The organism is Hymenobacter qilianensis (assembly GCF_014638675.1).
Lineage (GTDB): Bacteria > Bacteroidota > Bacteroidia > Cytophagales > Hymenobacteraceae > Hymenobacter > Hymenobacter qilianensis.
Map to the genome: position 1 here is coordinate 26,839 of NZ_BMFN01000005.1, position 18,026 is coordinate 44,864.

Sequence of the window (18,026 nt, forward strand, 5' to 3'; positions counted from 1 at the left end):
AGAAGCCGAATTTAACAATTGCTTTGCATTCAAAGCTTACGCCGCGCCCGGTACGCCATCGTAACCATTTTGCCCCCCCTTTTCAACCAAAACGTCCCCGCAGGGCGGGGCGGGTGGTCAGTACTTTTAGATTCTCCAACGGGCCCAACGCCGCTCTACCATCCGCCCCCCGGTCTCGGTCTGCTACCCGCTGGGCCTACTCCATTTCATCCTTGTTCGTCATGCGAAACTGTTTCCTCGCTTTCCTCCCCCTGGTCATCCTGCTAGCGGCTCCCGAAGCCCCGGCGCAGTCAGGCCCAGGAGAGGCCCCGCAGGAAAAGCCCCCCACCCGGTACACTTCCTTTAGGCCGGGCGAGTTGTGGTACGACACGGACGGTAACCTCATCAATGCCCACGGCGGGGGCATCTTGCTGGTAGGCAACACCTACTATTGGTACGGGGAGAAGCGCGCGCAGCACCAGGAGGAGGGCGTGAACGTGTATTCCTCGCAGGATCTCTACAACTGGCAGTACGAAGGCGAAGCCCTCACCCCGTCTTCGGATCCGGCGCACGACCTTGCCTTGGGCTGTTTGATGGAGCGCCCCAAGGTTATCTACAACCAGCGCACGGGCAAGTATGTGATGTGGTTTCACCTGGAGCTAAAAGGCCAGGGCTACCAGGCGGCCCGAGCCGGCGTAGCCGTAGCGGACAAGCCCACCGGCCCGTTCCGTTATGTGAGCAGCTTTCGGCCCAATAACCATATGTCACGTGACATGGGCCTGTACGTGGACGAGGATGGCGCGGCTTATCATATCTACTCCTCCCGCGAGAACTACGACCTGCGGCTAGCCCGCTTAGCGGACGACTACCTGACCCCAACGACCCAGGATACGCTGCTCTTCGCCAGCCACCGGGAAGCCCCGGCGGTGTTCAAGAAAGACGGCAAATACTACCTTATCACTAGTGGTTGCACTGGCTGGGCCCTGAACGAGGCGTCGCTGCACGTAGCCAGTTCCCTGTTTGGTCCCTGGCAACTACTGGGTGACCCTATGACTGGCCCCCAGGCCAAGCTCACCTTCGGCGGGCAGTCCACCTTCGTGCTGCCGGTAGCGGGCCAGCGGGGGGCTTTTATGTTCATGGCCGACCGCTGGAACCCCAAGGATTTGAAAGACAGCCGTTACCTATGGCTGCCCGTGCAGTTTAAGAACAACCGGCCGAGCATCAGCTGGCTGGATCAGTGGAACCTGAGTTTTTTCAATCAATAACAATACGTCACTATGCGTAAGCACCTTTTGCGGGCTTTGCTAATGGGAGCGCTAACCCTAGCGGCAGCTTCCACTCATGCGCAAGCGCCTAAGCACACCTTCACGCTGGGCGACGAGAGCTTCCTGCTCGACGGCAAGCCGTTTCAGATGATTTCGGGCGAGCTGCATTACCCGCGCATTCCGCGGGAAGCGTGGCGCCACCGCATCCGCATGGCCAAGGCCATGGGTCTGAATACCATTGGCACCTATGTCTTCTGGAACGCGCACGAACCGGAGCCCGGCAAGTACGATTTTGCCGGCAACCACGACATTGCCGCCTTTGTGAAGATTGCCCAGGAGGAAGGCATGTGGGTGGTGCTGCGGCCCAGCCCCTACGTGTGCGCGGAGTGGGAATTTGGCGGCTACCCCTACTGGCTGCAGAAGGATAAAAGCCTGGTGGTCCGCAGCAAAGAACCCAAATATTTAGCTGCCTATGGTCGCTACCTGAAGGAAGTGGCCAAGCACCTGGCGCCCCTGCAAGTCAACCATGGTGGCCCCGTGCTGATGGTGCAGGTGGAGAATGAGTACGGGTTCTACGCCAGCGACAAGGACTATTTGGCCCTGAATCGCAAGATGTTCGAGCAGGCGGGCTTCGACGGCCTGCTGTACACTTGCGACCCGGCCGAGAAAGTAAAAGAAGGCCACCTGCCCGGTTTGCTGCCCGCCGTGAACGGGCTGGACAAGCCCGAGGCAGTGAAACAGCTCGTGCGCACCTACCACGGCGGGAAGGGCCCGTTCTATATTGCCGAGTGGTACCCGGCCTGGTTTGACTGGTGGGGCACGCCCCACCACACGGTGCCGGCCGAAAAATATGCCCCCCGCCTCGACTCGGTGCTGGCGGCGGGCATCTCCATTAATATGTACATGTTTCACGGGGGCACCACCCGCGGGTTTATGAACGGGGCCAACTACAAGGGGGAGGGCACCCGCTTCGAGCCCCAAATCAGCAGCTACGACTACGATGCGCCCCTGGATGAGGCCGGCAACGCCACGCCTAAGTTCCGGTCTTTTCGCAGCGTTATCGAAAAGCACCTGCCGAAGGGCACCACGCTGCCCCCGGTGCCCGCGGCCAAGCCCGCGATGCGGATTCCCACGATCAGCCTGACCAAGGTAACCACCCTGACGGCGGCGCTGCCCAAGCCCGTGGTCAGCCCCAAGCCGCAGACCTTCGAGGACCTGAATCAGGATTATGGCTTCGTGCTGTACCGCACCCTGGTGCCCGGCGGCCGCCAGGGCATCCTGAAAATCAAGGATCTGCGTGACTACGGCGTCGTGCTCGTGAACGGGCGGCGCGTGGCTACCCTGGACCGCCGCCTGGAGCAGGACCAGGTGGAGTTAACGTTGCCCCCCGGCCGCGTCACGCTAGAAATTCTGGTCGAAAACCTGGGCCGCCTCAACTTCGGCCCCTTCCTGAATCAGAACCGCAAGGGCATCACCGAGCAAGTCACCTTCGCGGGTACGGAGCTCACAGGCTGGCAGCACTTCCGTCTGCCCTTCGATGACATCTCCAACGTCGCAGAAGCCCCAGGGGCTAAGTCAGTTGCCCTGGGGAATGGACCCGTGCTGCGCCGCGGCTCCTTTACCCTGGACAAAACGGCCGACACCTACTTTGACATGCGTCAGTGGGGGAAGGGGTGCGTGTGGATCAATGGTCACCACCTGGGCCGCTACTGGGAAATTGGGCCCCAGCAAACCCTGTATGTACCCGCCGAATGGCTAAAGAAAGGCTCGAATGAGGTAGTCGTGCTGGAGCTCTTGAAGCCTCAGCAGGATAAGCTCACGGGGGTGGACAAGCCCATCCTCGACGTGGTCGGGACCCAGGGCGAGGCCCATAAAACCAACTAACAGCAGTATGCCCACTTCCCACCCCCTGCTACCCTCGTTCACTCCACCTGCTCTGCGCCGCACCATCCCGCGGCGGCTGGGGCTGCTGGCGGCCGGTCTGTTGGCGGCCAGCCTAACCCACGGCCAGCCGTCCCCGTCGGCTCCGCCCTTTAAGACCGCCGTCGCCCCGGCGTCCCTGAAGTTGCCACTTTTCGAAGTGAAGCAGCCGGACCGGCAGCGAAGCCCCTTTACGGGCATGACCCGCCAACATTGGCAGGACGCAGCCCAACACCTGCTTACTGGGGCCTTCAGCTACGTGCATCGCCTGGATGACCCCCTGCAGTTTCCCCAGCAGCCGGGCAAAAGCTACCCGCGCAACCTGGGCCAAGTGCCGACCGAGAAACTCGAAGGGTTATGCCGCACCCTCTTTATGGCCGCCCCGCTGCTGAAGGAAAACCCGGCGCTGGAATTGAACGGCATTCCAGTGGCTGAGTACTACCGCCACCAATTGGGTCGCTTGGCGGACCCCGCCAGCGACACCTACATCAAGCCCCGGGCGAAAGACGGGGGCCCCAGTCAAAATCTGGTGGAGTTCGGCGGCTTGGCCGTAGCCTTGTTTGCCGCCCCCGAGCTGTTGTGGGACCCCTTGCCCGAAACGACGAAAAAGGCCCTGGCGGCAACCATGCTCAGCTACGGCGACGGGCCCACCGTCCCGCAAAACTGGCGGTATTTCAACATCTTCATCCTGAGCTTTTTTAAAAGCCGGGGCTACGCGGTCAACGAAAAGCTGCTGGAAGAATACCTGCACAAGCAGCTGACCCACTATAAAGGCGAAGGCTGGTACGACGACGCGCCGTCCTTCGACTATTACAGCATGTGGGCGTTCCAGATGTACGGCTGCCTCTGGGCATTGTACTACGGGCAGCAGCACTACCCCGCGGTAGCCGCGCAGCTGGCGGCAAATTTTGCCCCCCTGAAGGAAAACTACCCCTATATGTTTGGGCGGGACGGGCACATGATCATGTGGGGCCGTAGCATCAGCTACCGCTTCGGGGCGGTGGTGCCATTTCCGCTCATGGGGCTCAACCCCGACCCAAGCACTAACTTTGGCTGGATGCGGCGCATCGCGTCGGGCGCGCTGTTGCAGTTTTTAGAAAACCCTGATTTTTTACAGGATAACGTTCCTACCCTCGGCTTTTACGGCGCCTTTGAGCCGGCCGTGCAGCCCTACAGCTGCCGGGGCAGCGTGTTCTGGATGGGCAAGGCCTTCCTCGGCCTGCTGGTGCCGGCGGATAGTCCCTTCTGGACGGCTACTGAAAATGAGGGGCCTTGGGGCAAGGAGCTGACAAAAGGCACGGCGCGGAGCAAGTTCGAGTCCGGACCCAACATGCTCATTACGGACTACCCCAATAGCGGCGCGGCCGAAATCCGGACGACCCCGCATCAGCGCAGCACGGACCCCTATCGGGGCGATGAGAACTATAACCGTCTGAGCTACAACAGCGCCTTTCCGTGGCAAGCGGATGGCCCGGACGGCGAGGTGGCCATGAACTACGTGTTCAAGAACAAGGACAACAAGTGGGAGCCCCTGCGCCTCTATACCTTCAATAAATACGAGGACGGGGTGTATTACCGCACGGCCGAGCTGGAAACCAACCCCAACATCAAGCTCCGCTTGGCCGACCTGCCCCTGCCCAATGGTATCCTGCGGATTGATCAGAATGTGAGTACCGAGCCCGTGGCCGCGCGCCTGGGCCACTACGCCCTGCCCAACCTGACGGGCACGATAAAACGCACAACCCGGAAGGTAAAAGGCCACCCCGTGCAGCTTATCGACAACGGAACCCATCAGCTCGCCTTGGTAACGCTCAGCGGCTGGGACAAGGTGGAAACGCTTGACACCAAGGGCTTGAACCCTGTGAAGCCGGAAAGCACTATCCTAAACGTGGCGGCCACGATGGTGCCGGCGCCCACTAAGCCCACCGTGTACGCCACGCTGATGCTCTGGAAAAAATCTGGAGAACCCTGGAAAAACGAGGAACTGCTGCCGGTCAAGAAAATAACGTACTCCGATCCGGGCAACGGCCCAGTAGTTCTTTTCACGGACGGCACCAGAAAACAACTAAAATTCAATTAAGCAGCTTCCCCCAATAGGTAGCTGACGGCAACGCAACGGGCGGTACCAACCGGAGCAGGGCAGGGTCGCGTTTCTCCTTCGTGGTGGGAGGGGAGTAGGACGTGATTATAAGACTTTGCTCCTTTGCTTCCTAGGAAGAAGTGGCCAGACAGGCGTGGGAACCTGATTGGGGCACTGGGTGGTGCCGCTCGTTCATTGTCCTTACCCCAACCATACGACTATGCGAAATCTTGCTCTGCTGTTGCTCTCTTCCTGGCTGGCCGCCTCGACTGTAGTAGGCCAAGCGCAAACAAAAGAGAAGTACAGTGCCTACCTGTTTGCGTACTTCACCGGCAACGAGAAGCAAGAGGAAGCCATCCGGTTTGCCCTCAGCAAAGACGGCTATCAGTACACGGCGCTAAATGGCAACCAGCCCATTATCAGCTCGGCCGCCATCAGCGAAACGGACGGCGTGCGCGACCCCCATATTCTGCGCGGGGCCGACGGCAAAACCTTCTACATGGTCGCCACGGATATGGTGTCGGCCAACGGCTGGAGTTCCAACCGGGGCATGGTGCTATTGCGCTCCACCGACCTCATCACCTGGACGTCCAGTGCCATCAACTTTCAGAAGCGCTATCCCGGCCAGGAAAACCTGCAACGGGTGTGGGCGCCGCAAACGATTTATGACGCCCAAGCCGGCAAGTACCTGGTGTACTTCTCGTTGAAGCACGGCAACGACCCGGATAAAATATACTACGCCTACGCCAATAAAGACTTTACCGACCTGGAAGGGGAGCCCAGGCAGCTGTTTTTCAGCCCCACCAACGGCTCGTGCATCGACGGCGACATCGTGGCGAAAGACGGCAAGTTTTACCTGTTCTTCAAAACCGAAGGCCAGGGCAACGGCATTAAAATCGCCGTGTCGGACAAGCTAACAGAAGGCTACGTGCTGCGCGACCCGTACGTGCAGCAAACCACGGACCCGGTGGAAGGGGCGGGCACGTTCAAGCTCAACAACTCCCACGACTACATCCTGATGTACGACGTGTACACGAAGGGCAAATACCAGTTCACGCGCACCCGCGACCTGCAAAACTTTGCAGTGGTGGATAGTGAGGTAAGCATGAATTTTCATCCCCGGCACGGCACCGTGCTGCCCATCACGGCCGCCGAAGCCAGCCGCCTAGCTACCCGCTGGCTCCGCCCCGCCGACGCGCTGCTGACAGCCCAGAATCCCGCTATCCGCCAGAATAATACTGTGGTGGACAGCGTCGCCGGCAACGCGGCCTTCCTGGTGCTGCCAGGCACCAATGTTCAGTCCTTCAACCCCCAGTTTCCTGACCTGGGGCTGAACGTAATGCCAAGCGGTCCGCAGGATTTCACGAAAGGTCCCGTGACCTATACAGTAGGGCAGGGCGCGGCCAAGCAATGCTATAAGGTCAGCGTAACGGAAACCCACAACCCGGCCCTGAACGGCTACTATGCCGACCCGGCGATACTGTACGCCGAGAAAACCGGCAAATTTTATATCTACCCCACCAGCGACGGATTCACGGGCTGGTCTGGCACCTACTTCAAGGCGTTTTCGTCAGCTGATTTAGTGAGCTGGAAGGATGAAGGCGTGATTCTGGATTTGCCGCGCGATGTGAAATGGTCGCAGAAGAGTGCCTGGGCACCCAGCATTATCGAGCAGAAAACACCCACCGGCTACCGCTACGCCTACTACTTCTGCGCGGGGGGCAAAATTGGAGTGGCGCTGTCAGATAGCCCCACGGGCCCGTTCAAAGACACCGGCAAGCCCCTGCTCGATAAGCTGCCCGAGGGCGTGAAAGGCGGTCAGCAAATTGACCCGGCCGCATTCCGTGACCCCAAAACCGACAAGCTCTACCTGTACTGGGGCAACGGCTACATGGCCGGGGCCGAGCTCAGCAACGACTTGGTGTCGTTGAAGCCCGGCACCACGCAGGTGATGACGCCCGACGCTACCTTCCGGGAGGGCGCCCACGTGCTGTATCGCAACGGCACCTATTACTTTATGTGGAGCGAGAACGACACCCGCGACGCCGATTATCGGGTGCGCTACGGCACCTCGGCCACGCCCCTGGGCAAGATTACGGTGCCGGCCAACAACCTGGTTGTCAGCAAAGACCCTTCGATGGGAATCTACGGCACGGGTCACAACTCCACCATTCAGGTGCCGGGCCGTGACGAGTGGTACCTGGTGTACCACCGCTTCACCTATCCGAAAGGTATTACGATGGGTAAGGCCGCCGGCTACCACCGCGAAGTGTGCCTTGATAAGCTGGAATTCAACGCCGACGGCAGCATCAAACCCGTGGTGCCCACCCACGCCGGCATCAAGCCCGTGAAGGTGAAATAGCCTTTTTCGACAAGTACTTTTTTAACTACACTAAAAATCGTCTTGGCAGCGCTCCTATCCTTGGGTCTTGGTCGAGCCACCGCTTGGGGCCTGGGATGCACCGATTATGGTGGAAAAATAGCAAGGAGCCAATGGTGCCAACCCACTGGATACGTATGAAAACGACGTGGTTAGCCTTATTTATCTGCCTGCTGCTAGTGATAGCCAGCAAAGCGCAGGACGTGAAACTACCAGCCGTCCGAAGAAACGTTCTGCTTGACTCGATTGGATTGAGCGACCCCTTTATCCTGGCCGATCAGAGGACCCACCAGTATTACATGACCGGCACGGGCGGTCTGCTCTGGAAGAGCAAAGACCTGAAGCGCTGGGATGGTCCCTACCCCGTGGCCCAGCCCGACCCTGCTTCCTGGATGGGGCCCAGGCCGATGATCTGGGCGGCCGAAATTCATCCTTACCAGGGCAAGTACTATTACTTCGCCACCTTCACCAACCCAGCGGTCAAGATTGATACCGTGCAGGGCAATGCCATTGAGCGCCGGGCCTGCCACGTGCTGGTCAGCAACCAACCGGACGGTCCCTACGTGCCCCTGCAGGAGGCCACTTACTTACCCGCTAACAAGCCTACCCTTAATGGCACCCTGTGGGTAGATAAGGACCGCAAACCCTACCTGGTGTACTGCTACGAGTGGTTGCAGAACCTGAACGGCACCATTGAAAAGATTGAGTTGAAGCCTGATTTGAGTGGTACGGTAGGAGAGAGCAAGCTGCTCTTTCGCGCCAGCGACTCACCCTGGAGCCGGGAGAACCCGCGTACTGGCCCCCCGCGCCCCAACAAAGTAACCGATGGACCTTACTTGTTTCAAACCAAAACCGGCCGCCTGGGTATGATCTGGACTAGCTGGGTGTACGACGTGTACACGCAAGGCGTGGCGTATTCGACTGGCGGTACTCTCGATGGCCCCTGGGTGCAGGAAAAAGTGCCCATCACCCCGCCCAACTACGGACACGGGATGCTGTTCCGTACGCTAAATGGTCAGCTCCTGATGGCGGCGCACAGCCACAAAGACATTAATGGAGAGTACCGTCGCATTCCGCACCTGTTTGAAGTCGATGTCGCGGGCAATAAGCTGGTCGTAGGCAAGCCCCACCGGCCCTGAGGCTATACCAAGGAAGTTGATTTACCTGAAGAGCCGTTTGGTTCCTCCTTACTTATTGAAAAAGAGGGCCGGGGGTAGACGAAACGTCAGCCCTACCTACCGAGTCAAGAAAAAGCGACTATACCTAGCCTTTCACTACATGAACCGTATTCCTACCTACCTGCTCGGCGCAAGTTTGCTGCTGGGGCTGCCCACCGGCTGCACGACCGCTAAAACCACCTCGACGGCGCACGTTCAGCCTCAGCAAGCAGCGGTACTGGCGCTTATCACCAAAGTCAACGACCACTGGCAGGCCACGCATCCGCCCCAGGTGTGGTCGTTCTGGGACGCGGCCGCCTACCAAACGGGCAACATGGCCGCGTACGCCGTCACCAAAAACGAAAAGTACCGCCAGTACGCTGAGGCCTGGGCCGAGCACAACCAGTGGAAGGGCGCTACCTCGGATGACCGCGCCACCTGGCAATATAAGTACGGCGAAACGGCGGACCACGTGCTGTTTGGCGACTGGCAGATCTGCTTTCAGACTTACATCGACCTGTATAACCTCAAGCCCGAACCCCAGCGCATTGCCCGCGCCCGGGAGGTGATGGAGTACCAGATGAGCACTCCTCAATCCGACTACTGGTGGTGGGCCGATGGCCTCTACATGGTCATGCCGGTGATGACCAAGCTCTACAAGGTGACCAACAACCCGCAGTATCTGGAAAAGTTACACGAATACTTCAGCTACGCTAATAGCATCATGTACGACGCCGAAACGGGCCTCTACTACCGCGATGCTAAGTACGTGTATCCCCAGCATAAGTCGGCGAACGGCAAAAAGGACTTCTGGGCCCGCGGCGACGGCTGGGTGCTGGCGGGCCTGGCGAAGGTGCTTCAGGACTTGCCCACGGGCGACCCGCACCGGGCCGAGTACCTCAGCAAGTATCGCGGCCTGGCCGCGGCTATCAAACAGGCCCAGCAACCGGAAGGTTACTGGACGCGCAGCCTGCTGGACCCCGCGCACGCCCCCGGCCCCGAAACCAGTGGCACAGCTTTCTACACCTACGGCCTGCTCTGGGGCATCAACCATGGCGTGCTGGATCAACAGGAATACCTGCCCACCGTGCAGCGCGCCTGGCAGTACCTGACGACCACGGCGCTACAGCCCGACGGCACAGTGGGCTACGTGCAGCCCATCGGCGAGAAAGCCATTCCCGGCCAAATAGTGAATCAGAACTCGACTACCAACTTCGGGGTGGGGGCCTTTTTGCTGGCTGCCAGTGAGATGTACCGCTATTTGGACAAGAGACCAGCAGGGCATTAAAAACAAGCAGCCAAGGAAAGAGCCCCATGAAACGCGCCGGCAAAATAATAGCCTTCGTTGTAGCCAGCTTGTTAGTAGCGGTTCTTATAGCGGTATGCCTCAACGGGCGGGTGGGCTTAGGAGAATTTTTGTATGGCTTTTTCATGATACGGTTTTATGGGTGGTTCGGCTACCTCCCGTTTGTAGCATTATACCACTGGCCAAGCACCCGCTGCTGCAGCTGGCAAGCAGATGTCGGTAGGGGAGTGGTGCTAGCCACGGGCCTGCTTGGCTTGGGAATAGTGCCCCAACTTGTCTTCGGCGGCAGCGATGCCGATGACATCCTCCTAAGTATCGGCCTTGCCGGGGCGGGGGGCGTGTACGGGGGGCTTTATCACCAGTGAATTAATCCCCACTCAGTTAGCGGTGTTTACCCGTCCGGCGAAATGAAGTGAGAGTGGTAATGGCCGCGTTGGGGCCTGGGTAAAGGATGTTGACGAATCAGCCCCCGCTATTCACTGAAATTAGACCCTGCTCACGCCGCGCGCCGGTTCTAATTTTGTGGAAGCATAGCCAGAGCAACAAAATTCTCCTTGCGTGTCGGCTGTAAAATCCGCCCTTGCCCAACTCACCATGGCTCATTCCCGTTTCCTAACGGCCGTACTACTTTTCTGTGGGAGCCTGGCCGCCGCCCAGCCGTCGCCCAGTGAGTGGGAAAATCCGCAGGTAGTGGAGCAGAACAAGGAAAAGCCCCGGGCCAGCTTTATGCTCTATGAGCGCGCAGCGGACGTCGCGGTGGATGACTACGCCCGCTCGCCCTACTACCAGTCGCTGAACGGAACTTGGAAATTTCACTACGCCCCCCGCCCCGCCGAGCGGCCCACCAATTTCGCACAGCCGGGCTTCCAGGACGCGAGTTGGCCAACCATTGAGGTGCCCTCGAACTGGGAAGTGAAAGGCTTCGGCACGCCGATTTATACCAACATCGTGTATCCGTTCCCTAAGAACGCCCCCTACATCGACGGGCGCGACAACCCGGTGGGTACCTACCGACGTACGTTCACAGTGCCGGCGGGCTGGGCGGGCCGACAGGTGCTGCTGCATTTCGGCTCTATCTCGGGCTACGCGGTGGTGTACGTGAATGGGCAGCGCGTAGGCATGAGCAAGGTGGCTAAGTCGCCGGCCGAGTTCGATATTACGCAGTATCTGAAGGCTGGCGACAACCAACTGGCCGTGCAAGTGCTGCGCTGGCACGACGGCAGCTACCTCGAAGACCAGGACTTCTGGCGCCTCTCCGGCATTGACCGGGACGTATATCTTACTAGCCTGCCCCAGCAAACTATCTGGGATTTCTTTACTCACGCCGACCTGGACCCGAGCTACAAACACGGCCTGTTCTCGGCTGACGTGACCCTGCGCTCCTTTGCTGCCGCCCCTGGTGGGCAGTTACTAGTGGAAATATTGGATGCCAATGGCAAAAGTGTGCTACGCCAGCAGCAGGCCGTCGCTGCCAGCAGCGCCGCCGGCACCCAGACAGTAAAGCTCTATGGCCGCCCCAACAGCGTTCGCCCCTGGACGGCGGAAACACCCAGCCTCTACCAGTGCCGCCTTACGCTGCAGGATGTGCAGGGAAAGACCCTAGCTATTACCGGCACCCGCCTCGGCTTCCGCAAGGTGGAAATCAAAAATGCCCAGCTACTGGTGAACGGTCGCCCAGTGGAAGTGCACGGTGTGAACCGCCACGAGCTAGAGCCCACCACCGGCCGGGTGGTGACAGAAGCCGGCATGCGCAAGGATTTGGAGCTCATGAAACGATTTAACGTGAATGCAGTGCGCACCAGCCATTACCCTAATGATGAGCGCTGGTACAAGCTCTGCGACGAGCTCGGCTTTTACTTAGTGGATGAAGCCAATATTGAGACCCACGGCTACGGGGCTGAGCTTCAAGCCCCATTCGATAAAAAGCAGCACCCGGCCTACCGCCCCGAGTGGGCCGCAGCCCACCGCGACCGCATCGAGCGACTGGTGGAGCGCGACAAGAACCACCCCTCCGTCATCATCTGGAGCCTAGGCAACGAATGCGGCAACGGCCCCGTATTTCACGACGCCTACACCTGGCTCAAGCAGCGCGACCCCTCGCGCCCTATTATGTTTGAGCAAGCCGGCGAAGACGTGAACACGGATATCGTGAGTCCCATGTACCCCAGCATGAACTCGATGAAAAAGTACGCCGAGGCCACTGACAAAACGCGTCCCTATATCATGTGCGAGTACTCGCACGCCATGGGCAACAGCTCCGGAAACTTTCAGGAATACTGGGACTTGATTCGCAGCAAGCCCCACCTGCAGGGCGGCTTCATATGGGACTGGGTGGACCAAGGCTTGCAAACGCAAACCCCGGACGGACGGCCTTTCTTTGCCTATGGCGGCGACCTGGGGGGCTATTACTTGCAGAACGACGAGAACTTCTGCGCTAACGGCCTGGTAGCCGCCGACCGCACGCCGCACCCGGGCCTTTACGAGGTGAAAAAGGTGTACCAGGACATCCGCTTCCGCGCGGCCAAGCCCACAGAAGGCCGAGTTACCGTCGTTAACGGCTTCTCTTTCCGCAACCTGGACGGCTACAGCTTCCGCTGGGAGCTGCTGCGCAACGGCCTCGTCACGAAGTCCGGCACGTTTGCCGTGGGCAAGCTGGAGGCACAAAAGCAAAAGGAGGTGAAGCTGGCCCTGCCCCCGCTGAAGCCGGAAGCCGGGGTGGAGTACGTGCTGAACGTGTTTGCCCGGACCAAAGCCGCTGCACCGCTGGTGCCCGCCGGCCACGAGGTAGCCCGGGAGCAGTTCCTGTTGACGCCCGCGGCCTCGTACTTTGCCGCGGCCCCTGGTGGAGCCGGCGCGCTGGACGTGAAACGGGAAGGCGACAAGTTAACGTTTGCCGCCGGGCAGGTGCGCGGCGAGTTCGATACCAAGCAGGGTCGCCTAACCAGCTACCGCCTGCAGGACCAGCGGATCATAGACGGCTTCCCCGAGCCTTACTTCTGGCGTGCCCCCACTGACAACGACTTCGGCAACGGTATGCCCCAGAGCCTAGGCGCTTGGCGCACGGCCCACGCCGCCCGCCGCGTACAGCGGGTAACCGTAGGTGAGCAGTCCGCCAACGGTCTGCCGATCAAAGTGGAATATCAGCTTACTGACATCAACGCGCCGTACACGGTGGAGTACCTCATCGGCAACGACGGGGCGGTGCAGGTGACGGCGGCTATTGATTTAACTGGCCGGGACCTGCCCGAAATGCCGCGCTTTGGCATGCGTCTGGATTTGCCGCGCCGCTTTAACCGCCTTCAATATTATGGTCGCGGCCCCTGGGAAAACTACTCGGACCGCAGCACGGCAGCCCTGCTGGGCACCTACCAGGACTCGGTAAACGGGCAGTATACGCGCAATTATATCCGGCCCCAGGAAAACGGCTACCGCACGGACGTGCGCTGGCTGACGTTGACCGATCAGACTGGGCTGGGCCTGCGGGTGGAAGGACGCCAGCAGCCCATTTGCTTTAGCGCCCTGCCTTTCCGCACCGAGGACCTCGACCCTGGCCTGACCAAAAAGCAGCAGCACCCCACCGACCTGAAGAAGCGCGGCGGCGTGACCTTACAAGTAGATCTAAAGCAGCGCGGGGTGGGCGGCGACAACAGCTGGGGGGCCTTGCCCCACGACCAGTACCGCCTACTGGATAAAAAGTACGCCTATAGCTACACTATGCGCTTAGTGAACGAGAAAGCCTCTCAGCCTTAACAGGCGGTAATCAGTCTATTTTGGTGAGCTCCGCGAAACTTTTCTCCCGTTTCATTGAATCCGTAATGCCTATACTTTAGTAGAGATGCTTGGTGGGGTTCAGCAAGACCAGCTGTATTGCCAACCTATTTATTGCTTAGGCTCTTCGGGTATTTCAATACCACTGCATGAAACATACCCATAGGCTGCTAGGCCTGCTGCTCAGCGGCGTTTGCCTGCTTACCCAGTTCAGTCACGCCCCATCGCCGGTGGGTCTAGGATGGGCAAAAAACAACGTGAACGGAGCAATTTTCCGCAAGAATTCCGTCGCGACGCACAAGCAGGAGCAGTATACGGCCTACTATGATTCCCTGGGCTACGTGGTGCTGGCTAAGCGCCGGCTGCCCGCCGGAACCTGGCAAGTGCAGCGCACCCCCTACCAGGGCAAGGTGCAGGACGCTCACAATGTCATCAGCCTGATGGTCGACGGGGCCGGCTACCTGCACCTGTCCTTCGACCATCACGGCAACCCGTTGCGCTACTGCCGCAGCGTGCGGCCCGGCTCCCTGGAAATGAGCGCCCTACAGCCCATGACCGGCGAGCGGGAAAAGAACGTGACCTACCCGGAGTTCCACCGCTTCCCCAACGGCGACCTGCTGTTCCTTTACCGCGACGGCAGCTCCGGCAACGGCAACCTGGCCCTCAACCACTACAGTCCGAAAACCCAACGCTGGACGCGCCTCCACGACGTTCTTATTGATGGGGAAGGGCAGCGCAATGCCTACTGGCAGGCCTGCATCGACCGGAAAGGCGCCATTCACGTGTCGTGGGTGTGGCGGGAATCACCGAACGTGGCTTCCAACCACGACATGGCCTACGCCCGCTCCCTAGACGGCGGCAAAACGTGGCAGCGGAGTACCGGCGAAATGTACCAACTGCCTATTACGGCGGCCACTGCTGAGTACGCGGCCCGCATTCCGCAGAATAGTGAGCTGATCAACCAAACCTCCATCACCACCGACGCGGCCGGCACGCCCTACATTGCCACCTACTGGCGGCCAGCGGGTACGCAGGTACCGCAGTACCAGCTTATTTATCGGGCGGGAAAAGAATGGAAAACCGCGCAAATATCGCAGCGCACCACCCCCTTCAGCTTGAGCGGGGTGGGCACCAAGAAGATCCCTGTTTCGCGCCCACAGCTGCTGGTGGCGACCCAAAAGGGCCGGACGGCGGCCTACCTGCTCTTCCGCGACGCCGAACGCCAGGACCGGGCCTCGTTGGCCACCTGCTCTGATTTGCAGCTAAACCGCTGGCAGGTGACGGATTTGACTTCTACCTCCGTCGGCAACTGGGAGCCCAGCTACGACACAGAGCGCTGGCAGCGGCAAGGCGTTCTTAGCCTTTTCGTGCAGCGCACGGGCCAGGGCGACGGCGAAACTCTGGAAAAGCTGCCGGCCCAGCCCGTCTATATTCTGGACTGGAAGCCGACGCCACGGGCTAAGAGTTCTACTTCCAACTCCTGGTCTCTGGTAGGTGCCCCAGCTGTTACCCCTTCCACGGCTGCGGCCTCCGCGCCCGAAGGCTGGCGGCTGGTGTGGGCCGATGAGTTCAACACCAATGGCCGCCCCGACCCTCAGAACTGGCAGTTTGAAACCGGCTTCGTGCGCAACCACGAGCTACAGTGGTACCAGCCCGACAACGCCCGCTGTGAAAACGGCCTGCTCCTAATCGAAGCCCGCAAAGAGCAGCGGCCCAACCCGAACTACCAAGCCGGCAGTCCGGACTGGAAAAAAAGCCCCCCACTGATTGAATACACTTCTGCCAGCCTCAATACCCGCGGCCGGCACAGCTGGCAGTACGGCCGCTTCGAGATGCGTGGGCGCATTGATACCAGCGCCGGCTTGTGGCCCGCGTTCTGGACCCTCGGGGTAAGCAAGCCGTGGCCCAGCATCGGCGAAATCGACATTATGGAGTTCTACCAGGGCAAGGTGCTGGCCAATGTGGCCTCCGGCACGGCTCAGCCCTACACGGCCAGGTGGCACAGCAAAACCAAGCCGGTAGCGGAGTTTACCGACCCGCAGTGGAGCCAGAAGTTTCACGTCTGGCGCATGGACTGGGATGCCACGGCCATCCGCCTCTACGTGGATGATCTGCTGCTCAATGAAACCCCGCTCACCCAGACTGTGAACCAGGACGGCACCGGCTTCAACCCCATGATGCAGCCCCACTACCTGCTGCTCAACCTGGCGCTGGGCGGTGACAACGGCGGCCCGCTGGGCAACACGATCTTTCCGAATCGCTTCGAGGTTGATTACGTGCGCGTGTACCAGCACTAAAGAAGCCTTATCCAATAGCGGCGTTGGTGGTGGCGTGTGCCGACTACAATCAACTTCAATATCTTCTCCAAACCGGGCAAGCGCTTGATACTGTAGATTGCTAATGCAGCTATGAGGTCAGTCCTTAAGCGCATGGTGTTGCCCCTGTTACCGAGCATCGCCGTGATGACAGGACAAGCCGTGCCAAGGAGTTACGGGAGATTTTTCAGGTTGATTTAACACGAAAAAAGCCCCCCAGCTGCTGGGGGGCTTTTTTTGGATGCCTATCCGTTGCCGGGTTTAGTAGCCTGGGTTCTGGCCCAAGGGAGCGTCGCTATTCAATTCAATAGACGTTTGCGGAATGGGCAGCAGCAGATTTTTTGCGGTCAAAGCCGTGACAGAGGCCCCGTTCAGGCGCTGGGTCCGCTCGATCAGCGTCCCCGTGCGCACCAGGGTCAGGCGGCGCTGCTCCTCGCCAATCAACTCGCGGGCGCGCTCATCCAGAATGAAGTTCAGGGTAATGTCGGTGGCCGTCACCAGGGCGGCTTTCGCGCGGGTACGCAGCACGTTGAGGCTGGCGGCGGCGGCGGCCGTGTTGCCCTGCTTAAACTGTGCCTCGGCCAGCAGCAGATACGTTTCACCCAGCCGCATCATGGTCAGGTCCTTGATGGTGCCGTACCCGAAGGTGTCGGTGGGGTCAAACTGATTCCACTTGGTCGTGTAGGGTGTAATGTTGAAGATCGTGTCTGAACCCCGCAGGCCCGTCACAGGTTTGCCGAAAAGGGCTGTCTGCGAGGGGTCGTTGTAGTAAAATTTGCGTTTGAGGTTATACTTCGAGTTTCGCATATCCTGGGTCGAATATAGCCGGTAGTCCACCCAATTACTCAGGCGCAGGCGGCCCAAGCCGCGGCCCCCCAGCGAATCGGCCAGGGCCATGCCCCGGATGTTGTAGTAGGCGGGCACCCACATGCGGCGGTGCTGGGCCTCCGTGGTGCCACCGGGCACGAGTAGCTGTTGCTCAATGCCCCAGATCAGCTCGGTATTGCCCTGGCTGCGGCGCTGGTTGCCAATAATAAACATGTCGGCAAAATAGTCGCCGGGCTGACTGGCGCGCACGCCGTAGCGGGCCGTGATGAGCTTGTACTGCCCGCTGCTAAGCAGCTCCTGGAGCACCTTCTCAGCCAGTGCGGGCTGATTGTCGCGCAGATACACCTCGCCGAGCAGCTGCTGGGCGGCCCCGCGGGTAATACGCCCGGAGGCGGCCCGGCTGGCCGTGAACATACTGGGAATGGCCGTTGTCAGGTCGTTGATAATAAAGGCATTGATCTCCGCTACCGGGGTGCGGGTAAAATCGGTGCGCGGGGCCGTGATGGCTTGCTCAATCAGCGGCACGTCGCCCCAGAGCGTTGCCAGGAAGTTGTAGGCATAGGCCCGGTAGAAGCGGGCTTCGGCACTGATGCGGTTTTTGTAGCCCTGCCGTACCGTGGCCGGTGCGGTTTCAGCGCCCTGAATAATCTGGTTGGCGTTGTTGATGGTGCGGTAGGCCCAACTCCACATCACGGCGCTGGCCTGGTCCTGCGAGTTCAGCAGCGCGTAGTTGTAGTAGGGCACCTCCACGCCCTGCACCTGCCCAGGAATAGCCACGTCGGTGCCCAGCTGCATCATGCCCAGTAGGCCCTGCTCGTTGGCACGAGTGTACTGCTCGCGCACCACCGATTGCAAGCCGGCCATAGCTGACTCAAAGCCCAATGAATCGACGAGCACCGTCTGGGGGGTATACAATGATTTGGGGTCCTCCTCCAAAAACTCCTTGTCGCAGGAGCTCAGAAGCTGGGCCGACCCTAACAGCCCGATACAGGCGAATATTATACGTTTCATGCCAGAAGCGAAAAGAC

At 59.8% G+C, this 18,026-nt stretch carries 9 protein-coding genes and 1 pseudogene; 9 read left to right on the forward strand and 1 reads right to left on the reverse strand.

Annotated features, from left to right (window positions below; genetic code table 11):
* Positions 1 to 221: 221 nt before the first annotated feature.
* The 9 genes and pseudogenes from IEW06_RS19090 to IEW06_RS21045 all read left to right on the forward strand — a co-directional run bounded on the left by IEW06_RS19090 (position 222) and on the right by IEW06_RS21045 (position 16,152).
* Positions 222 to 1,244 carry a glycoside hydrolase family 43 protein gene (locus IEW06_RS19090; RefSeq protein ID WP_188548768.1) on the forward strand — a complete coding sequence of 341 codons (1,023 nt, stop codon included), beginning with the start codon at positions 222 to 224 and terminating at the stop codon, positions 1,242 to 1,244.
* A gap of 12 nt (positions 1,245 to 1,256) precedes the next feature.
* The gene (locus IEW06_RS19095) at positions 1,257 to 3,128 is read left to right on the forward strand and encodes a glycoside hydrolase family 35 protein (protein ID WP_188548769.1); all 1,872 of its coding nucleotides are present in this window, start codon (positions 1,257 to 1,259) and stop codon (positions 3,126 to 3,128) included.
* A 7-nt stretch (positions 3,129 to 3,135) separates the two neighbouring features.
* Positions 3,136 to 5,244, forward strand: a complete 2,109-nt coding sequence (locus IEW06_RS19100; RefSeq protein WP_188548770.1) for a DUF2264 domain-containing protein — start codon at positions 3,136 to 3,138, stop codon at positions 5,242 to 5,244.
* 220 nt (positions 5,245 to 5,464) lie between these two features.
* A complete protein-coding gene (locus IEW06_RS19105; RefSeq protein WP_187734502.1) occupies positions 5,465 to 7,606 on the forward strand; it encodes a glycoside hydrolase family 43 protein in 2,142 nt (713 codons plus the stop codon).
* A 155-nt stretch (positions 7,607 to 7,761) separates the two neighbouring features.
* Positions 7,762 to 8,763, forward strand: a complete 1,002-nt coding sequence (locus IEW06_RS19110; protein WP_188548771.1) for a glycoside hydrolase family 43 protein — start codon at positions 7,762 to 7,764, stop codon at positions 8,761 to 8,763.
* A 139-nt stretch (positions 8,764 to 8,902) separates the two neighbouring features.
* Positions 8,903 to 10,069 carry a glycoside hydrolase family 88/105 protein gene (locus tag IEW06_RS19115; protein WP_188548772.1) on the forward strand — a complete coding sequence of 389 codons (1,167 nt, stop codon included), beginning with the start codon at positions 8,903 to 8,905 and terminating at the stop codon, positions 10,067 to 10,069.
* Between the two features lie 612 nt (positions 10,070 to 10,681).
* Entirely contained in the window at positions 10,682 to 13,837 is a 3,156-nt protein-coding gene (gene lacZ / locus IEW06_RS19120; RefSeq protein ID WP_188548773.1) for a beta-galactosidase, LacZ type, read from the forward strand.
* Between the two features lie 167 nt (positions 13,838 to 14,004).
* Positions 14,005 to 14,940 (forward strand): annotated as a pseudogene (locus IEW06_RS21040) (BNR repeat-containing protein); the annotation flags it as partial.
* A gap of 402 nt (positions 14,941 to 15,342) precedes the next feature.
* Positions 15,343 to 16,152, forward strand: a complete 810-nt coding sequence (locus tag IEW06_RS21045) for a glycoside hydrolase family 16 protein (RefSeq protein ID WP_187734512.1) — start codon at positions 15,343 to 15,345, stop codon at positions 16,150 to 16,152.
* A 279-nt stretch (positions 16,153 to 16,431) separates the two neighbouring features.
* Here IEW06_RS21045 and IEW06_RS19135 read toward each other — a convergent pair whose 3' ends face one another.
* Positions 16,432 to 18,009, reverse strand: coding sequence for a RagB/SusD family nutrient uptake outer membrane protein (locus tag IEW06_RS19135; RefSeq protein ID WP_187734503.1), 1,578 nt, complete (start codon positions 18,007 to 18,009; stop codon positions 16,432 to 16,434).
* Positions 18,010 to 18,026: the final 17 nt, after the last annotated feature.